The organism is Chloroflexota bacterium (genome assembly GCA_026710945.1).
Lineage (GTDB): Bacteria > Chloroflexota > UBA11872 > VXOZ01 > VXOZ01 > VXOZ01.
The window spans coordinates 117,901-136,589 of the sequence record JAPOQA010000027.1 but is presented as its reverse complement, the minus strand read 5'-3'; the positions used below and the strand labels follow the sequence as shown (position 1 = coordinate 136,589).

At 58.0% G+C, this 18,689-nt stretch carries 10 protein-coding genes; 3 read left to right on the top strand and 7 right to left on the bottom strand.

Features of this window, described 5'->3' with window-relative positions:
- The first annotated feature begins 356 nt into the window (after positions 1-356).
- Positions 357-1,496, top strand: a complete 1,140-nt coding sequence (locus OXE05_05405) for a M14 family zinc carboxypeptidase (protein ID MCY4436755.1) — start codon at positions 357-359, stop codon at positions 1,494-1,496.
- A gap of 342 nt (positions 1,497-1,838) precedes the next feature.
- Here OXE05_05405 and lon read toward each other — a convergent pair whose 3' ends face one another.
- From lon to OXE05_05390, 3 genes are all read right to left on the bottom strand, one after another.
- Positions 1,839-4,328, bottom strand: coding sequence for an endopeptidase La (gene lon, locus OXE05_05400; GenBank protein ID MCY4436754.1), 2,490 nt, complete (start codon positions 4,326-4,328; stop codon positions 1,839-1,841).
- A gap of 14 nt (positions 4,329-4,342) precedes the next feature.
- Positions 4,343-5,011 carry a histidinol phosphate phosphatase domain-containing protein gene (locus OXE05_05395; protein MCY4436753.1) on the bottom strand — a complete coding sequence of 223 codons (669 nt, stop codon included), beginning with the start codon at positions 5,009-5,011 and terminating at the stop codon, positions 4,343-4,345.
- A 98-nt stretch (positions 5,012-5,109) separates the two neighbouring features.
- A complete protein-coding gene (locus OXE05_05390; protein ID MCY4436752.1) occupies positions 5,110-6,651 on the bottom strand; it encodes a CAP domain-containing protein in 1,542 nt (513 codons plus the stop codon).
- Positions 6,652-7,147: 496 nt separating this feature from the next.
- On the opposite strand from OXE05_05390, the gene OXE05_05385 reads away from it, so the two are divergent.
- Positions 7,148-10,333: an N-6 DNA methylase gene (locus OXE05_05385; GenBank protein MCY4436751.1), complete on the top strand. Its 3,186-nt coding sequence runs from the start codon at positions 7,148-7,150 to the stop codon at positions 10,331-10,333.
- A 211-nt stretch (positions 10,334-10,544) separates the two neighbouring features.
- Here OXE05_05385 and OXE05_05380 read toward each other — a convergent pair whose 3' ends face one another.
- Positions 10,545-12,185, bottom strand: coding sequence for an LA2681 family HEPN domain-containing protein (locus tag OXE05_05380; protein MCY4436750.1), 1,641 nt, complete (start codon positions 12,183-12,185; stop codon positions 10,545-10,547).
- Positions 12,186-12,440: 255 nt separating this feature from the next.
- Here OXE05_05380 and OXE05_05375 point away from each other — a divergent pair, with 255 nt between their 5' ends.
- Complete coding sequence (locus tag OXE05_05375) at positions 12,441-13,088, top strand: hypothetical protein (GenBank protein ID MCY4436749.1); 648 nt, start codon at positions 12,441-12,443, stop codon at positions 13,086-13,088.
- 804 nt (positions 13,089-13,892) lie between these two features.
- Here the strand turns inward: OXE05_05375 and OXE05_05370 are convergent.
- From OXE05_05370 to OXE05_05360, 3 genes are all read right to left on the bottom strand, one after another.
- Positions 13,893-14,672, bottom strand: a complete 780-nt coding sequence (locus OXE05_05370) for a phytanoyl-CoA dioxygenase family protein (protein MCY4436748.1) — start codon at positions 14,670-14,672, stop codon at positions 13,893-13,895.
- A gap of 614 nt (positions 14,673-15,286) precedes the next feature.
- On the bottom strand, positions 15,287-16,327 hold the full coding sequence (locus tag OXE05_05365) for a Gfo/Idh/MocA family oxidoreductase (protein MCY4436747.1): 1,041 nt from the start codon (positions 16,325-16,327) through the stop codon (positions 15,287-15,289).
- A 593-nt stretch (positions 16,328-16,920) separates the two neighbouring features.
- Positions 16,921-17,961 carry a Gfo/Idh/MocA family oxidoreductase gene (locus OXE05_05360; GenBank protein MCY4436746.1) on the bottom strand — a complete coding sequence of 347 codons (1,041 nt, stop codon included), beginning with the start codon at positions 17,959-17,961 and terminating at the stop codon, positions 16,921-16,923.
- Between the last annotated feature and the right edge of the window lie 728 nt (positions 17,962-18,689).

Genomic DNA, 18,689 nt, shown 5'->3' with positions numbered 1-18,689 from the left:
GTGGTTCATGACCCACCACATAGCAGAGCTGAACCTGCGCGGACCTCTGCCCCGTGTAGAAATACCAACTCATGTGTAAAGTATGTCCTCGTACACCTGTAAACTATGTGTCAGGTCTATACACCCTCTCCCGTCGAGGGAGAGGGAACTCTCTCGCTTCCGCTTGAGTTGCGCAAAGGTCTCCTGGGGGAGAGGGCCGGGGTGAGGGGAGAGCGGCGCTGATCCAACTCGATGCCAACTGTTGGCAGAGATACGCATTAGACTGGAAAGCGCGCGCCTGCCCGTACTCGATTCGGAGGTCTCCCTAAGGCAGCAAAAGCGAGCGCAATGGAGTAAGCCAAGCAAAGGAGTGTTACATGATCAGGATCACCAGCGATTTCGAATGTGGCAATGGGAAAGCAATCGAACAACTGGCACCAGACCACTTTCGCCTGCAGGTAGATGGCGACAAGCAGAGCGGCTACTGCGGGTACTTTTGCTTCGACGTGATCAATGATGGACCGGCGACTGACGTAACTATCGAGCTGTGGGAAGATGCAAAGTTCGAGAAGCCCACCGGATATCGCACGCTCTTCCCAACAACAATCTGGTTCAAGCCGGTGGACTTCCATCGCTATCGACCCTTGCCGGGTACGCCGCCCGCAAGCATCGAGGGTCACATTACTTTCACCGTGCCCGTGGAGCAAGACCAGCACGTGCGTGTGGCAATGACGTACGTGGCTCCCTACAGCGAAATTGCCGAGAGCCTGCGCCAGTTCGCGGCGGAGCGCGCCGACCGCTGCGCGCTCTTCTCCGTAGGCACGTCAGTGCAGGGCCGAGAGATATTGGGACTACGCGCGGGCACGCCGGGCAAGCCGAAACTCTTCTGCGTGGCCGGCCAGCATCCGCATGAACACGCCGGTGTTTGGGGGGTGCTGGGCATTGCCGATTTCATCTCTTCGGCATTGCCGGATGCAGAGGCGCTGCGCCGTGAACTTGATGTGTTCATAGTGCCCACGGTAAACCCGGACGGCAACGTGCTCGGCCGCAATGCGTTCAATGCCGAAGGCTTCGACATGTACCAGGCATTTGGCGATCACCCCGCTGCCGACCTGCCGGAAGCCCACGAAAGCCGCTTACTCTGGAATTGGGTAGACACGGAAAGGCCCGCGCTCTGGATGAATTTCCACTGCTTTACCGGTTGGCGGCTTAATAGCGAATTTCCCTACGATGGCTGGTATGAGGTAGAAGACCGTACCCTATTTAGCGATCCTGAGCAACGTAGGCTCTATGCCGCCGTCTGCGACACCATGCGCCTGGAGACCGACGGGCCTTCCACCCACGAGCGGGCGAGTATCCACCAACCCAACACGCTCTGCTACCAATTTGCCAAGCGCCTCGGCGTACCGCATGCATTCTATGAGATCAATAACGGCACTGCGGGCAAACACCTTGGCGCGCAACGGGCGATTCACGTTTTCAAACGCGTGACAAACACGCTGCTGCATCACGTGTGAAACACTAGTTTACCGTGGCAGGGGCGACACGCAGTGTGAGCCGCGTGTTGCTCAAGGAGGCGGCGTTTTTCGTCATTCCGGCAAAGTCCGGATTCGAAGAGACCACGAATCACGGGCAAGAGGCTGTGGTGTCCCTAACCCTCTATTTGGCGTAGGAGCAATTGGCGCTTGCAGCGAAACGTGCAACGCGCGTGAGCTACGCAGGATTTAAGCCTGCGCTACTAAACTACAGAGCAGCGGGCGGGTGAAATCCCACCTGCGCAAATTAAGAGGTTTCCCCGAGTACTCCCTTGTATTCTCGCAGCGCACATTACTCTGGGTGCGCCTTGGAGAGGCAACTCTCTACGCGGTAGCCTTGACCCGTTTCTTCCTGGGGTGGAGGGCAATGCCCAGGACTTCGTTTACGTTTTCTACCGGATGAAAGGTGATATCGTCGCGGACGTGCTCCGGAACGTCCACCAGGTCTTTCGTGTTCTCTTTGGGCAAGACAATCGTGCGGATACCGGCGCGGTGCGCGGCGAGGACTTTTTCTTTCAAGCCCCCGATTGGCAGCACGCGGCCGCGCAACGTCATCTCGCCGGTCATGGCTACGTCGCGCCGCACCGCCCGCTCGGTGAGCGCCGAAATCAATGCCGTGGTGAGCGTTATGCCGGCGCTGGGGCCTTCTTTCGGTACGCCGCCCGCAGGCACGTGGATATGGACGTCCGTCTTCTCCCAATCGTAGTCCTGCAAGTGCAGCCGCTTCGCGTGCACGCGGGCATAGCTCAGCGCCGCGCGCCCGGATTCTTTCATCACCTCTCCCAGTTTGCCGGTAAGGATGAGTTTGCCCTTCCCCGGCACCAGGGTTACTTCCACGGCGATGATGTCACCGCCAAATTCCGTCCACACGAGACCGGTTGCCGTGCCGACCTGATCGTCCTCTTCCGCCATACCGTAGAAGAACTGCGGCGCGCCAAGGTACGAGTTTAAATTCCGGATGCTTACCGATACTGTCGTATCGTCGCCTTCCGCGTGCTTGCGCGCCACCTTACGGCAGACCGTCGCCACCTGCCGCTCCAAATTGCGCACTCCCGCCTCACGCGTGTATTGGCGCACCATACCGCGCAGAGCGCCTTCAGTAAACCGCACGTTGCTCTTCTTCAAGCCGTGTTCGGCCCGCTGTTTCGGTACGATATACCGCGTAGCAATTGGCAGCTTGTCTTCTTCCGTATAGCCGGGGAGTTCGATTACTTCCATGCGGTCGCGCAACGCGACCGCCAACGTATCTACGGTGTTGCCCGTGGTTATAAAAATAACGTTGGAAAGATCGTAGGGCACCTCAAGGTAGTGGTCGGAGAACGCATAGTTCTGCTCCGGGTCGAGCACCTCGAGCAAGGCCGCGGATGGGTCTCCCCGAAAGTCTGCGCCCATCTTCTCGATCTCATCCAGCATGAAAACCGGATTTACCGTACCTACCTGGCGCATGGCCTGCAAAATGCGGCCCGGCAACGCTCCCACGTAAGTTCGCCGATGGCCGCGGATCTCCGCTTCATCGCGAATTCCGCCCAGAGAAATGCGCACGAACTTCCGGCCGAGCGCCTGCGCAATTGAGAGGCCAAGCGAGGTCTTGCCTACTCCCGGCGGCCCCACGAAGCACAAAATCGGCGTCCGCATGTCGGGGGCGAGCTTGCGCACCGCAATGTATTCGAGGATGCGTTCCTTTACTTTGGGAAGGCCGTAATGGTTTGCGTTCAGGACCTTTCCTGCGTGCTCAATATCCAAGTCATCTTGGCTTGGTTCTCCCCAGGGCAAGGCCAGCAGCCAGTCCAGATAGGTTTGGATAACGCTTACTTCCGGGCTGGCGGTGGGCATCGCTTCCAGCCGGTCAAGCTCCTTGTACGCCTTTTCCTTCACGTCCTCCGGCAGCGGTGTCTCCTCCACTCGTTCCCGCAAGTCGGCGATATCGCTGCTGACCTGATCGGTCTCTCCCAACTCCTTATGAATGAGCTTGAGCTGTTCACGCAGAAACCGCTCGTGTTCTTCGGCGTCTGTGGATGTGGGCGCGGCATCCTCGTCGAACTTGCGCTGCAATGCGAGGATTTCCAATTCGCGCCGTAAGTGCGCGATCACTTTTTCCACGCGTGTAGGTACGTCAAGTTCCTCCAACAACTCTTGCTGCACCGGCGTACTCAGATCGATTGTATAGACGATCAAGTCTGCCAAAGCGCCGGCATCGTGGGTGTTGATCGCCTGCACGTACGCTTCGTCCGGAAGGTCCTTGCTTAGGTCTACCGCTTCCTTGAAGAGCGCGAGCATCGCCTGCATCTGTGCCTTAAACTCTTCGCCTTCCGCAGGCGGCGGCTCAACGACAATAGCCTGCACGCGAATATGTGGGTCTAATTGGAGAAAGTGGGTGATCGTCAGTCGGCGTTGTCCCTCCACCAAGATGCTTACGCTGCCATCCGGCATCTTGAGCGTACGCCGTATGGTGACCTCTACGCCGACGAAGTAGAAGTCTTCAGGATTGACCTCTTCGATGTTTGGGTCACGCTGCGTCACCACAAAGAGCTTGCGGTCGCCGTCGAGCGCATTGCTAACGGCGTCCAGCGAACGCTCGCGCGCGACAATGAGCGGCACCGTCATCCCTGGGAAAACCACCTGATCGCGGATAGCCAGTACCGGTAGCTCCACCGGATGGAGCATCGCATCCATCAAGTCAATGTCACTGTCGCGGCGGTCTGCGGAGCGCGTCTTCTTCCTCTTCGGCCCGTCTCCGTTGGCCGTGGCGGTCTCCCCCGAGGCTTCTTCCGACGCCTTCCGCTTCTTCGCTACTGTCTTGCTCTCTTTCGCCATAGTTCCCCTTGCGTCTATGAGACAGAATTCCCGCAGCGCTTCAGCAATGCCGACGGGTTCTCCTGCCGAATGGTTTCCAAATGAGTAGGATCCAGACCCGCTCCGAGGATAACTTTTGCCACCAGGTCTTCGGTGAGCAAGTCCCCGGGCGCGTGAGCGTCACTATTCACGATCATGGTGGCGCCGACCTCTTGGCAGACTCGCGCCACCCGTCCGTTGGCGGCGCTGTGCCCTTTGCGCGCCGAGAGTTCGTAGACCAATCCGCGCTCCCGGCCTACCCGGGCTTCTTCAACAGTCAACAGTCCGGGATGCGCCAAGACATCTACCGCCGCACATTCCGCCGCCGCGGCGTTTGTGCCCGCCGGTACGGGTTCCGAGATCGTTTCGCCGTGCACCGCAACCACCTGCGCGCCTGCCGCCTTGCAGCGCTCCGCCAACGCACCGAGCGCCCGCGGCGCGACATGGGTGATCTCAACTCCCGCCAGCGCCGTGATGGGCATCTCCCGATTAATGACCTCACACTCCCGCAGCAGGGCTTCACACACGTATTGGTAGTTTGCGTACCCCACATGATCGGTTATGGCTATCGCATGGTACCCGGCGGCAACTGCGCGCTGCACAAGCTCCGCAGGTGAAAGGACACCATCACTGAGAAAAGTGTGAGAATGGAAGTCAATTAGCATGCGCGGAGTGTCTCTTCTGCCGCCAGGTTCAACAAGGATTCCTATACTCAGTGTACCTAACGGGCGGGAATGGCTACAAACTGCCGAATACGCCAAGTCTACCGCACGAACGCGCCCAGCGCCTTGGCGATTTCACCACTATTCACAATCGTTACGTCTCCCGCTGCGGCGAAAGTTGTATCGACCCGCCACCACTGAAAGGCCGCCCGTTGCGCGCGGACCACCACTACGTTGCCGTAGTCCTGGATACTCATTGGCAATCCGAACCGGTCGAGCCAATTGGGAGTGTTCTGAACATACCTGGCGATGGCAGGAGCTTGATACAAGATGGCTATGTGCCGGCCCGCCACCTGGTCCCAATTGAGCCCATCGTCCGCGGACGTGTCATCCGGCGGCGGGATTAGATACCGGGCCGCCAGCACCGGATCGAAGCCCTTCGCGCTAAGCTGGTCGAAAACATTGAGATAGACAAAGGAGCGGGTTGCCGGTTGCCACTGCAGTACACCCTTCTGAAAGAACTGCGTAGGCCTGCCCTCATAGGTAATGGCACGTGTGAGCGGATAGCCCAGAGCCGCAACTCCCCCAATGCGCCGGAACTCCGCCAGAAACGGCACTGCGCCATACGACTTCGAGCCATCAACGACGTCATAGCAAGGCAACGTGACCACTTCTCCGGCCAGCGTGGGCGTCTGTCCTGTCGTCTGGCTGAAGCAAGCGAAATCACCAGCTTCGTATTCCGTTACAAGATGCGGCGTGCCCTGCACAAAGCGCAACTCAAGTACATACGGCAAGAAGGCCGACTGCGTAGAAAACGACCACGTGCGCGCAAACGTACCCACGTCGCTGTCCTCGGCATTCCCGGCGATGCTCACGGTGAAGGTCTGTCCGGCGCCAAGCGGAAGCTCGGTCATGAAGTACGCCCAGCTATCGTCGTCAACCCGGCGGTAGGCCAATGATACGCCTGCTTGGTCGACGATGTGCAGACTCGTAATCTTCAGGGACTCTTGCAACCAAGGCGATACACCGACACTTATGGGACTGCCGACAAATCCCTCGGTGTCCGGCAGCGGGTTTGGACGTTCCGTCATCGGCAAGAAGCTCGTCGGCACGTCCGCTTGCCCATCGCCGGGATAGACGTACAGTCGATCAACGTCCGGCGAGTCGTCGAGGCAACCACCAAAGTTGAACACGCTCCCTCCCACGCTCTGGCCATAGCCTACAAAAGTCAACGCCGGGTGCAGCATGATCGTGCGGTGATAGACGCTATTCACTAATGCGTCCACTGCCGCTACCGGATCGTCACTAATCGAGGAGGCTGACTCGCCGGTGCACCTTCCCGTGAAACCGGCGGCCCTGATGCGGTCTGTCGGCGTCGCGCCCGTGAAACCGGCGCCGGTGGGATCCTGGTGGTGCCCGGTAAAACCATTCTCGGCATAATACGCCGCTTGGGATTCCGCCGCCTGCTGCAAACTGGCGTCAGCCTGCACAGGAGGCGACTTGGCATGCGCGCGCAACTCGTTGAGTCTGGCTATGGCTTGTTCCTGGGGAGTGGCATCCGACGCCTGCGCCGGCGCGAAAGGCGCGCACAGGATGATGAGAACTGCGAGCGCAAGCGCGACCAAACACTGTCCAATCCCCATGCGAAGCCAAACATCCGTCGCAGAAGGGGAGCTTAATCTAGAGCGTAGCCTGTCCATAAATCTCGACTTGACCTGCGCGCCTAACCCAGTTGAGCGGGTACCACTACCTTCCTCCAGCATAAACCGCGCCGCCCATTTCGTCAGCCCACAGCCACGTCAGCCAACGTAGTCCGTGAGCCAAAGCGGACTTGCCCAAGCCAATTGGCGGTTGCCCTGCGTGACACGGGCCCAATCGGTAGCGTAGGTTTGCAACCTGCGCCGACCAGGGTTGCTCTGCGTCACACGGGCCCAATCGGTAGCGTAGGTTTGCAACCTGCGCCGACCAGGGTTGCTCTGCGTGAGCGGATGTAATAGAAGACTAAGGGTCGGTCATCAGAAAACGTGGGCGTGAGCGCCAGCGTGTCCTCTACCTCGACCCTACGCCGCGCGTGGGATAGAGTAGTACATATTCATGGTCGCCACAAGTGGTTGTTCCCTTCCAAGGCTGAAAAATTCTATGGCTGTAGAAACAGATTCCGCGCAGTTCAGCGACCTCGCCGCCGACATCTTGCGGCGGCACGACAACCGCGAGCAAGAGGCGAATATCACCAGCGCCGTGCGTGACTTTCTGATCAATTCCGGGCTCGTGCGCACGGAAGACGTCCAAGAAGAGAACCCGCCTTCGCAAAGCTCCCGCCAGGCGGTTGATCTGCGCGCGCTCGATACCTTTATCGAGTTCAAGCGCCGTATCGGGCCGAGCGGCATCACGCCCAATCCCGACTACGTGCAGCAACTCGACGACTACCTTGCGCAATCTGCCACCGAGGGCAGGGGCGTGCGTATGGGTATCCTGACGGACGGCAAGCACTGGCTATTGCGTTGGCCCGGCGCGGGGGCGGTCAGAACTGCGCGCCCGTACGCCTTCATTCTCGAATCACCTGACAGCGGCGCTGATCTCTACAAGTGGCTGCGGGACGAGGCCCTCGCCGCCACGCCGCAGACACAACCCGACCGCCAGAGCATCAAGGCGCGTTTCGGGCCGGACAGCCTCCTCTACCAACGTGACATCGATACCCTGCGGCAACTCTACCAGTCCACGGCCAACAGCGAGACCGTCGCGGTCAAGCGGCGGCTGTGGCACAACCTGCTCATGGCGTCCCTGGGTGAAATTGCCCGTGGGCGGGATCAGATGGACGATCTGTTCGTCCGCCACACGTACCTGAGCATGACCATCGGCATGGTGGTGCAGGCGTCGTTTGGCATCGACATTGCCGAGGTCGCGGAAAGCGAGCCGTCCGCCCTGCTGAACGGCCGCCGCTTTCACAACGCTACCGGCTTGCACGGCATCGTCGAATCGGACTTCTTCGCCTGGCCCGTCGAGGTGGAAGGCGGGTCTTCATTGGTCAAGACCCTCGCCCGCCGCGTGGCGCGCTTCGTCTGGAGCAACGCTCCCGCCGACGTGGGCGCGATCCTCTACGAGACCGTGATTCCGCCGGATGAGCGCCGCCAGCTTGGAGAATACTACACCCCGGACTGGCTCGCTCGCGCCATGGTGTCCGAACTCGTCTCTGACCCCCTCAGCCAACGGGTGCTCGACCCCGCCTGCGGTTCCGGCACCTTCCTTGTGGCAGCGGTCGTGCATTTCCTGGAGGCGGCTCACCACGCCAAGCTAACTCCCCGAGCAGTTATAGAGAATCTGCGGGTGGCGGTGACGGGCATTGACGTACATCCGGTGGCCGTGCACCTGGCCCGCGCGGCCTGGACGCTGGCAGCGCGGCCGGCCATCGTAGCCGCCGTCCAAGCCGGCTACGCCAACCCCATCTCCGTGCCGGTCTACCTCGGCGACGCGCTGCAACTGCGCTTCCATACCGGCGACATGATTGCCGCGAACGAGGTGCGCATCGAGGTGGAGGATGAGGAGAACACGACCTTGATATTTCCCACGTCTCTGGTAGCCCGCGCCGATACGTTTGATCCGCTGCTGAGCGACGTGGCCGACGCCATCGAGCGGGGCGCCGATCCCCACGTGGCCCTGGACGACCACGCCATCACCGACGCCTACGAGCGCGAGACCCTGCAGCAGACCATCGCCGTCATGCAGCGCCTCCACGCCGCCGGCCGCGACCACATCTGGGCCTACTACACCCGCAATCTCGTGCGCCCGGTCGTCCTCAGCCGCGAAAAGGTGGACGTAATCATCGGCAACCCACCGTGGCTCATCTACCGCAATACAGCGCGTATCCTGCGCTCAGAATTGGAACAACAGAGCAAAGACCGCTACGGAATTTGGGTCGGTGGCAGGCATGCCAACCACCAAGACATATCCAGCTTGTTCTTCGCCCGCTGTGTTGACCTCTACCTAAGAGTCGGCGGCGTCATCGGAATGGTGCTACCCCATAGCGCGTTGCAGGCGGGCCAACATGCCAAGTGGCGCACCGGCGATTGGCATTCCAAACCACAGGGCAGAGGCCGTAACCGTTCCGCCGACTTCACCTTGTTGGTGGCGTTCAACCACAAAAGGGCTTGGGACTTAGAGGGACTGGATCCCAATACGTTCTTCCCGATGCCTGCGTCCGTGGTATTCGCGCGGCGGCTCGACGCTACCGACGATGACTTGCAGGCTGTGCCTCTCGTTGGTGAGGTGGAGCGCTGGCAAGGGAAACCCGGGGAGAATCCCGATAGAGGAACTCGCACGATCATAAACTCCACATCGGTCAAGATTATATCGCCCTATGCTAGCCACTCCCGTCAAGGGGCAGCAATCGTTCCACGCTGCCTGTCCTTCGTGGAAGAAACTGAAAATCTCGCAATCATTCAGGCTGGTCAGACGGTGACCGTGAATCCTAGACGGGGAACCCAGGATAAGCAACCGTGGCGCAGCCTGGATCTTGCCGCCATCACCGGCCAGAGCATTGAGAGGCAGCACGTCTATCACGTCCACTTGGGTGAGACTGTAGTCCCTTACGCGACGCTTGATCCACTTAAGGCAGTTCTGCCGCTGAGACAAGGTGACTCTCAGTTGCCTATTGATAGTGAAAATAGGGACAGTATCAACGTTGGCGCGTTGGGATGGAGAATGCGTGAGCGCTGGCAGACAGTCAGCAACTTGTGGGAGAAAAACAAGAGACCGGTCAATAAGCTAAGTCTACTTGGAAGGCTAGACTATCACCGCGAACTTTCTGCGCAACTGGCGTGGCAGCAAGACCCGGGAAAGAGGCCCGTCCGCTTGGTGTACGCGGGTTACGGTCAGCCAACGGCAGCGATCATCGAGGACGATGCCATCATCGTTGATTACAAGCTCTTCTGGACTACCTGCAAAGACTATTGGGAAGCCTATTACCTGCTCGCGATTATCAACAGCGAGACGCTGTATGAAGCAGTAAAACCCCTAATGTCCAAGGGCCAATTCGGTGCTCGCGATTTGCAGAAGCACCTCTGGAAGCTGCCCATCCCAGAATTCGACCCCGCCGACCCGCTGCACGCCGCCATCGCCGACGCGGGTGAAGCCGCCGCCATCGGCGCGGCCCAACAACTCGCCGCCCTCCGCGCCCAACGCTCAAATCCCAGCCGCGCAACCAAGCGCGGCAGCCCCCGCCCCCTCACCGTCATCATCGCCCGCCGCGAACTCCGCAAATGGCTCCGCACTTCCCCCGAAGGCAAAGCCGTAGAGGATGCCGTGAGAGAATTGTTGAAACAAGAGTAGTCTGTGTAGGTGCCAGTGCAGCCCTAGGTATCCTGTCATCCGTCGCCAGATCTGTACCGTAAATCTGTGTGGCAGGGCACGGGTTCGGGGCACGAGTGAACTCATACCGCACAATCGCATTAGCGATTCTGGTTTTGCTAGACAGCGATGGAGCAGTTAGCAAGTTCCCTCCTGGCAACATGCCCCTGCAAAGTAAGCCTTGTACTGGTTTTCAATCGATATCAATCAAATCCAATTCCGATCTGTAGGCGGGGAATGGAATGGTCATTGGATAAGATGTACCGGAACATCGGGGTTTAATGTCGGCCTCATGCAAGTGAATCATTTGCGTCAAGTACAAGACCGCACGGCGTGCCACTTTGAGCAAGCAAAGCAAATCCTTAGTGGCGTCAGACCAACTGACGTGTTCGCTCCATTCGGATGAAACAGGTGCTCCCTCAGAGTGAATGACAAAGAAGCGGTGAGTTGCAGCGTGCCGATACTGAAGGAACTTTCTCAAGTGGGATTGTGACTTTTCTTCTAATTCAGAACTAAGGTCAATTAGAGCGATAAGTCCCGAGTTCCAATTCCCAGCCGGAGTCCTTAGCGCGTTCGCAAGGGCAGGCTCAAGTTCTGTCCCTTTATTGTTCTTATAGGGAAGAGTGGCAAAATTCACGCTGCGCACATTGCGGTTGGAACGCAAGTATAGGTGAACGAAGACTGCGACTTTGTCCAAAACGTCCACTGCAGCTTTCAGTGCGATCGTAGCAATTCCCGGCTCGACGCCCCAGCTTGCATAATCCAGCGTATCCCAGAAAAAGGCACGCTTTGTGATGGACTGTACGTGATCTTGAAACGGTATTGGAATCTCGCTCGTAAGCCAAGTGAGATACCGAGCAGTAATGTAATCCTGCTTGATTGCATTGAAAGCACCAAGAATTTCCTTGGCGGCTTTGAGAGGCTCTCCATCGGGGGAAATTCTTGGCTCCTTTAAACTAAAGCTAATCTCTCTAAAGGAGAGTGGATCAAGCACATCTGAATCTTCGCGAATACAATCGGGTGAGATGTGCAGAAAGAACCTGTTGTTCAGACACCAATTGAGATGACTGTCACTGAGCGTTTGACGATTATTTTTCGGTTTCAAAGGCGTACCTGAAGGTGTTGATATGTAGGCACGACACTTCTCGAACACTTCAAGTGCTTGCCTTCCGCCGGAGTTCAAGACACTTTTCTCATTCTCTATAGCTGCGTCAAGGTTGGTGGCTGCTTCAAGCAATATGTGTGATTGGTGCTCTCCCATTAGCGGCGCGGCAAAGAAAAGAGCCATGCCTCGGTTGCCGAGGGCCATGCCATACGATGGGTCGAGCCTAAGTGCCTGGTCGTAGCAATCAAGGGCGTCAAGATACCGGCCCTGATTGTCGTAGGAGTTACCCCAATCTGTAAAGGCTTTCAGGCGTTGCTCGATATCTGCGTTGTCGTCATTGGCAACAGACTCATATAATTTTCGAGAATCGCGAAGTTGACAACGCATCTCCAGCCATGCAGTGCTAAGGCCGTTTTGGTTCACAGCAATTTTCCAAAGTTGCGATTTAGCATTGGCTAGGTTGTAAGAAATCGTCGCCGAACGCTTAGGGTCCAATTCACTTAGGATTCGAACACCCTTATCTACCAAGTCGACACTCTTGAGCTGACCGCCGACCTCAACGTAAGCACAGCCGAGAAAGTGTTCAACTGGCAACTCTTGACCTGGGTCTGCTCGCAAGGACTTTGCAAACTCCAAAGCTCCCGATGCGTCTCCTTCATCCAGAAGTTGAAAAAGCCTGTGCCCGGCTTCCTCCAATTTTGCGATGCTGTCGATTGTCAGCGATTGCATGGTGCTACCCTGGCAATGATACCTACTTGGTCATCAATGCAGATCCAATAGCGACACTGGCAAGTTTGTGTTGAGCATGATTTGACTATATGTTCCAAAATACTCGCAGCCAAAGGGCAATCGCGCCATTGCCCTGCCTGAGTAGTGCAGTACTGTGCTACAGTCCAGTCGCTACTATACAATGTCCGATGTGTGGTTAAAGCACTATTGTTTTATTAAACACCGCAGGACTAAGGCGCGGGAAACGGGATACGCATGGGCAAGCTGAACGTCGGCCTCATTGTCACAGTCCTCGCGGTCGTGGTCGGGCTGTGCCTTGTTTTCCTGACAGCGTATCATTTCGCGCCTGACGCGACGCGCGTGAAGGACGTGCTGTGGGGCATGCAGGCGGGGGTGACGGCGTTGGCAGTGATCCTGGGTGGGATCTTCGCCGCCTACAAGTGGCAGGCATTCCGCGAATCCGAGCCGCACCTGACGATTGTGAACAGCGTATCCCATAGGTTCATTGGCGATAGCTATGTGCACGTCGCGGTCATGGCAACCTTGCATAACGGCTCAAGGGTCAAGATGGAGTTCCGCGAAGCGTTCTTCTTGTTGCAGCAAATAAGCCCGGTGTCGGACGAGGACGCGGAGGCCCTCTATGCCCAGTACAGCCAGGCACTTGAGGAGGAAGAATACGAGAGCATTCAATGGCCCACGCTGGATGAAGTTCCGCGCACATGGGACAAAGACGTGCTCATCGTGGAACCGGGCGAATCACACCAAGAAACATGCGAATTCATAGTCTCACAGGGAGTCCAATCAGTTATCATATACACGTACTTCTACAATTCGAGAGTGCCGCAAGTTCCCCAAGGGTGGGGCGCAACCGCGATCCACGACATAGATGACCGCGGTCAATGAGCGGTGGTTTTAAGGAGGGTTTCAGTGCCGGCAAGTTCTAAGGTTCGAAAAGATAACGTCGGACAAAAAGGCGGTGGGCCTAAGAAGAGGCCACCAAAGACCGTTTCGAATAGACCGCCGGGACCGATCAATCCTAAGCCTCCCCAGTCGTCGAAGCCACCCAAATGATAGTGGCCGGGCGCGTATCGTTTCCTCCTCTGTTCCCATACCACGGGCTTGCGCAGAGGCTCTTCAGACGATACGATGACTTGCTTGGGCTCATTGTCTTTCCAAAGTGTGAGGTAGTCGTGGAGCCAGGTGAGAGACACCCGGAGACCTTTGAATTCCTTGTATCCAAAGATGTAGAAGCGGTCAGCATATACACCTATTTCTACAATTCCAAATTCTCGCCGGGGACGCAAACTGCCGAGGGCTGGGTAGCAATGACATTCCATGATATTATGAGGTCGCGGCCCTAAAGCGTGTGCAATGGGAGGATATGATGGCAGATAGCGATAGAGGCGGCAAGGAAGGCTCTTTCCGAGAAGGAGGATCGCCAAAAGACCGGCCTGCCAAGATGAATGCTAAGGCACGTATCCCTGTCAAGCGCGGCACTGGCCCCAAGGAGAGGCCGCCGATTGTTAGGTCCTCGCGCAAACCCCCGGGCGGCAAGCCGCGCGCATCTAGGTAGCCTTGAATAACCTGCAAATGCGCATTTCCGCGCGAGATCGCAATTCGACATGCTGACGCGGGCTAGGAGAATGCTTCTCTAGCCTTAATCTTTACTGTGGCGAGACGAAGCGCCGTAGATTATGGCGCTCGCCTCTAGAGTTGCGGGATGCACACCTGGCCGTTGCGGGCTACGGGCATTCCAGCGTAGGCGCAGCGGTTGCCCCACTGGTCGATGGCTTCTTTGGACTTGTATTCGTTGATGACCTTATGGCGCGAGGTGTTGCTGTAGTTGTTGCCCGCGGTGTGCAGCACCATCACGTGGATGAAGAGCACGTCGCCGGGCTTGGCAAGCATCGGCACGGGCTCGTAGTCCGCCACCTTCTCGTCGGCTACGGTATGGCCGTGTGACGTCTCCCACTCGCCCATCAGGTGGCTGCCGGGCAGCACCGTAGTCGCGCCTTGGTCTACGTCGTTGGCGTCCAGGTAGATGATGGCCGCCGCCAGGTCCGACTTGCTGTGAAGCTCGTACGGCCAGTCCTGGTGCCAGCCCTGTTCATTCGTGAAGCCCGGCGGATTGTTGCGCACCTTGCCATTGTGAAAGTCGATGTCCGGGCCGAAGAGGTCGATGAAGACGTTCACTATGCGGGGGTCGGTAACGTTGTTGAACCAGTAATCGCTCGCCAACGGCTGGTCCATGATGCCCTGTACGTTCTTGGGGTTATAGGGGTCGATGGGATACCCCTCCGCCTGCTCCATGAAGGTGTATCTCATGGCCTTGGGCCGGCCATCGGTATTCGTAATGAGGTCGTGAAACTCCGCCCGCATCTCCTCCATCTCAGCGGCGTCGTACAACCCCTCCATCACCAGATAGCCGTTGTCATCGAAAAACTGCTTCTGCTCCGGCGCTAAAGTCACCAACTGCGCAGTAGCCATTAGGCTCACTCCTTCTCAAAGACTCTCCTAAGTACAACCAATATCAGACTCATCACCGGTGATTATACACTCTTTTTCGCGAGACGGAACGCAAGTTGCGCGCACGGCGCGTGCGAACCTGCGCTACCGGAGCCGCCGACGCCCGATTCGTTTTCCGCCTCTTGACCCAAGAGCTGGGTGGCACGGAGCGTAGCAGGCTCAGAGCCGACCAGCCTGCCCCTGCCCCGTTCGCCCTTGCTCAGGTCGAACGGGGCAGGGGCTTGTCCCCAATGCTGTCACGTAAGAGCGGACGGATTCAATTTTCTCCGTTCGTGCTGAGCCTGTCGAAGCACAAACGGAGCGTAGAAGGCCCAAAGCCGTCCAATCCATGCGCGAGCCGTTCACCCTTCGACCCTTCGACAAGCTCAGGGCGAACGGGGCGGGGGCTTGTCTCCAATTTCGACCTGGCTCAGGGCGAACGGCTTGGACGCTGGATCAATGCGCCAAGATTGGGGCTTTTCCCCGCACTTTGGGCGGAACGGAACCGAGCTACTCTGATTGCTGCGCAAGTCTCTCAAGTATTGCGGTGCCCCGACGATACTTGCGTGCTCCAACTCTCCGTTCAGCAGCAGCGCCTACTGCTCCACCAGCACCCGGCCGCCGCCGTGGGAGCTTTCATACACTGCTTCGCCGAACGTGAGGGACTTGTAGCTATCCCAGAGGTCGGGGCCGCTGGTTTCCAGGCCCAGGCAACGGCGCGCGAAGTGGCGCACCTCGCCGGTGTAGCCGTAGTTTATCTGGCTGCGCCCTAGGCCGGTCCAGGAGGGATCGAGCGTGTAGTTATAGCGGCCGAAGCCCGGCGCTTCTTGCGTCCACTCCTCGCGGGGCTGGTACGTGACCTTCATCATGTCTTCGCACACTACGTGATTCTCAAACCCAATCAGCTCCAGCGTCTCGATGATGTCACGGAAAGCTACCTTAGAATCGAGGGTATTAATATCCATCTGGCCGACGGTGCCGTTCACAAACTCCAGATTGATGAGATACGAGAAATTCTGCGGTCCCACCTCGTAGTAGAGGGCGTTCACGGCGCGCACGTCCCCGCCAAAGAAGCGCACCAAGTCGAAGATGTGCACGCACTGGCCGATGAGAAACGCGCGCTTGGCGGAGTCAATACCCCAAATCTGCGGATACTTGCCCTGCCCGAACTTGACCTTGAGCACGTGCAGACCGCCAAACTCCGGCCGCGCCACAATCTCCTTGGCGATGGTGTACACGTCGGCGAAGCGCTTCATGAAGCCCACCTGGCCCCACGTGTTATTCGCCTCTGCGAGTTCGGCCAGTTCCTTGGCCTCAGCCGAAGTATTGGCCGACGGCTTCTCCGTGTAAACCGGCAGGCCGCGCTTGAGCACCACCGGCGCCAGCTGATACTGCTGCGGCGCCGGACCGATGGTGAAGACACCATCCAACTCTTCAGTATCGAGCATTTTGTCCATGTCGGTGTAAACACGCCGCGCCCCAAAGTTGCGAGCGTTGCGCTGGGCCTTTTCTTCGTCGATGTCGCAGACGGCAACGAGGTCAATCTCGGGAATAAGTTGAATCTGAGGAAAGATCGAGGCCGTGGCAAATGAACCACAACCGATGAAGGCAAGTCTGGCTCGGCGCTCGGTACTCATGGGGGGATTCGCTCCTTGCGATGGGGGGCACGGTGCAAGCGCACTGGGGAGAACATTTCGAGAGCAGCCTCATTGCACCGTCAAGAGTATTACGGCAATTATATTCCCAGGCTGCAAGCGTATCAATGCCGGGCTGTCCCTCGCATTTGCCCGGACATGGCAGCAATTGCAATCGGTCGCCCTCACCCTAACCCTCTCCCCCTGGGAGAGGGCCTCGATTGGAGTCATTCAACGGGGTTGGTCAATCAGCTATTTGCTCCACTGTTGTCCTCCGGCGGCGCTCTCCCCGCCGCCCCGCTCGCCCTCACCCAAACCCTCTCCCCCGGGAGAGGGCCTCGATCGGAATCATTCAACGGGATTGGTCAATCAACTACTTGCTCAACTGTTGTCCTCCGGCGGCGCTCCCACCACCGCCCCGCTCGTCTTCACCCAAACCCTCTTCCCCAGGGACCTTTGCATAACCCTTCACCTTTGAGGGGGAAGGTTGGGATGGGCGTGAAACGACTTAACATCATGCTATCTCTAGCTATAAAGGCGCTCTGGATTCCGGCTTGCGCCGGAATGACGGAGTTACGCAAGGTTCTCGATGGCCGCTACTGTTCCACCAGCACCCGGCCGCCGCCGTGGGAGCTCTTATACACCGCTTCCCCGAACGTGAGTGCCTTGTAGCTATCCCAGAGGTCGGGGCCGCTGGTTTCCAATCCCAGGCAGCGGCGGGCGAAGTGCTCCACCTCGCCGGTGTAGCCGAAGTTGCGCTTGCTGATCGAAAGGCCGGTCCACGAGGGTTCCAGAGTGAAGTTGTACCGGCCGAGGCGCGGCGCTTCTGCCGACCACGCCTCTTGGGGCTGGTACTTGACCTTCATCATATCCTCACACACCACGTGGGTCTCCATGCCGATGAGTTCCAGCGTCTCGATGATGTCGCGAGTCCCCACCTTGGAATCGAGCGTATTGATGTCCATGTGGCCGACCGTGCCGTTCACGAACTCCAGGTTGATGAGATAGGAGAAGTTTTGCGGGCCGACCTCATAGTAGAGCGCGTTCACGGCGCGCACGTCGCCGCCAAAGAAGCGCACCAGGTCAAGGATATGCACGCACTGGCCGATGAGAAACGCTCGCTTGGCGGAGTCAATACCCCAAATCTGCGGATACTTCCCCTGGCCGAACTTGACCTTGAGCACGTGCAGGCCGCCAAATTCGGGACGGGCAATGACTTCCTTGGCAATCCGATAGACGTCGGCGAAGCGCTTCATGAAGCCCACCTGGCCCCATGTGCCGTTCGCCTCGGCCAATTCAGCCAGTTCCTTGGCCTCCGCCGAGGTATTGGCCGACGGCTTCTCCACGTACACCGGCAGACCACGCTTGAGCCCCACCGGCGCAAGCCGGTACTGCTGCGGCGCCGGGCCGATGGTGAATACGCCGTCCAACTCTTCGGTATCGAGCATCTTTTCCATATCAGTGTAAACCCGGCGCGCGCCAAAGTTGCGGGCATTGCGCTGCGCTTTTTCTTCGTCGAGGTCGCAGACGGCAACGAGGTCGATCTCGGGAATAAGCTGAATCTGAGGAAAGATCGAGGCCGTGGCAAAGGAGCCACAACCGATGAAGGCAAGCCTGGCGCGACGCGCGGTATTCATGGGGGAATTCGCTCCATTAGGTAAGGTCGTGGCGCAGCCAAATCGCGGCGAGATGTAGGTTGGCTGGCATTCCACGCCCGGGAAGTGTATTAGGGCAATTATATTCTCAGGGTGCAAGCGCTTCAATGCCGCGTACATGCAAAAAGCATCCCACTCAAGAGTGAATAGAGAAGCTTGAACCGTCATTCCGGCAAAAGCCGGAATCCAGGGGTTCTCAAGCACGAGACAACAGGGCCGCAAAGCTTGCGCTAAAGAGTAGTTGGATTCCGTGCCACACGCAGAGGCGAACTTGCGCGGGAATTGTACGTGTTGAGTAATTCGTTGACAGAACCCTCAACTCACTGGACTGTGTCGAACGTACATGTCATTCCTGTAAGTGTTGAGCAAATCGTTGATAGAATCCGCTTTCCATTCTGAGGAGTTGACGGCGCATGTCAATCCGAGCGGAGCGTCGAACAGGGTTCGCGGAATCTAGGGCCCATGCAACGTGTCGCCCAATAGGCTCAACATCTTAGATTCCTCTCTTCGCTGCGCTTCGTTCGGAATGACATGTGTACTAGTCATGTCCAACACTGCGAAAGGTTGCTCTTGTTCTCAAATCTGTCAACGAATTACCTGACATCTACAGCAATGACTGAATCCAATCCGGGCCTCCCCCTGGTTGCAGTCAGTTAGCGGCTAAAGATACCCAAGAACCCACATGACAGCAGTGTGCCGTGGGTGGCGCC

What these genes read in the sequence shown, in the direction of transcription:
- OXE05_05405 (MCY4436755.1), top strand. Translation starts at nt 357, where the DNA reads ATGATCAGGATCACCAGCGATTTCGAATGTGGCAATGGGAAAGCAATC.
- lon (MCY4436754.1), bottom strand. Translation starts at nt 4,328, where the DNA reads ATGGCGAAAGAGAGCAAGACAGTAGCGAAGAAGCGGAAGGCGTCGGAA.
- OXE05_05395 (MCY4436753.1), bottom strand. Translation starts at nt 5,011, where the DNA reads ATGCTAATTGACTTCCATTCTCACACTTTTCTCAGTGATGGTGTCCTT.
- OXE05_05390 (MCY4436752.1), bottom strand. Translation starts at nt 6,651, where the DNA reads ATGGGGATTGGACAGTGTTTGGTCGCGCTTGCGCTCGCAGTTCTCATC.
- OXE05_05385 (MCY4436751.1), top strand. Translation starts at nt 7,148, where the DNA reads ATGGCTGTAGAAACAGATTCCGCGCAGTTCAGCGACCTCGCCGCCGAC.
- OXE05_05380 (MCY4436750.1), bottom strand. Translation starts at nt 12,185, where the DNA reads ATGCAATCGCTGACAATCGACAGCATCGCAAAATTGGAGGAAGCCGGG.
- OXE05_05375 (MCY4436749.1), top strand. Translation starts at nt 12,441, where the DNA reads ATGGGCAAGCTGAACGTCGGCCTCATTGTCACAGTCCTCGCGGTCGTG.
- OXE05_05370 (MCY4436748.1), bottom strand. Translation starts at nt 14,672, where the DNA reads ATGGCTACTGCGCAGTTGGTGACTTTAGCGCCGGAGCAGAAGCAGTTT.
- OXE05_05365 (MCY4436747.1), bottom strand. Translation starts at nt 16,327, where the DNA reads ATGAGTACCGAGCGCCGAGCCAGACTTGCCTTCATCGGTTGTGGTTCA.
- OXE05_05360 (MCY4436746.1), bottom strand. Translation starts at nt 17,961, where the DNA reads ATGAATACCGCGCGTCGCGCCAGGCTTGCCTTCATCGGTTGTGGCTCC.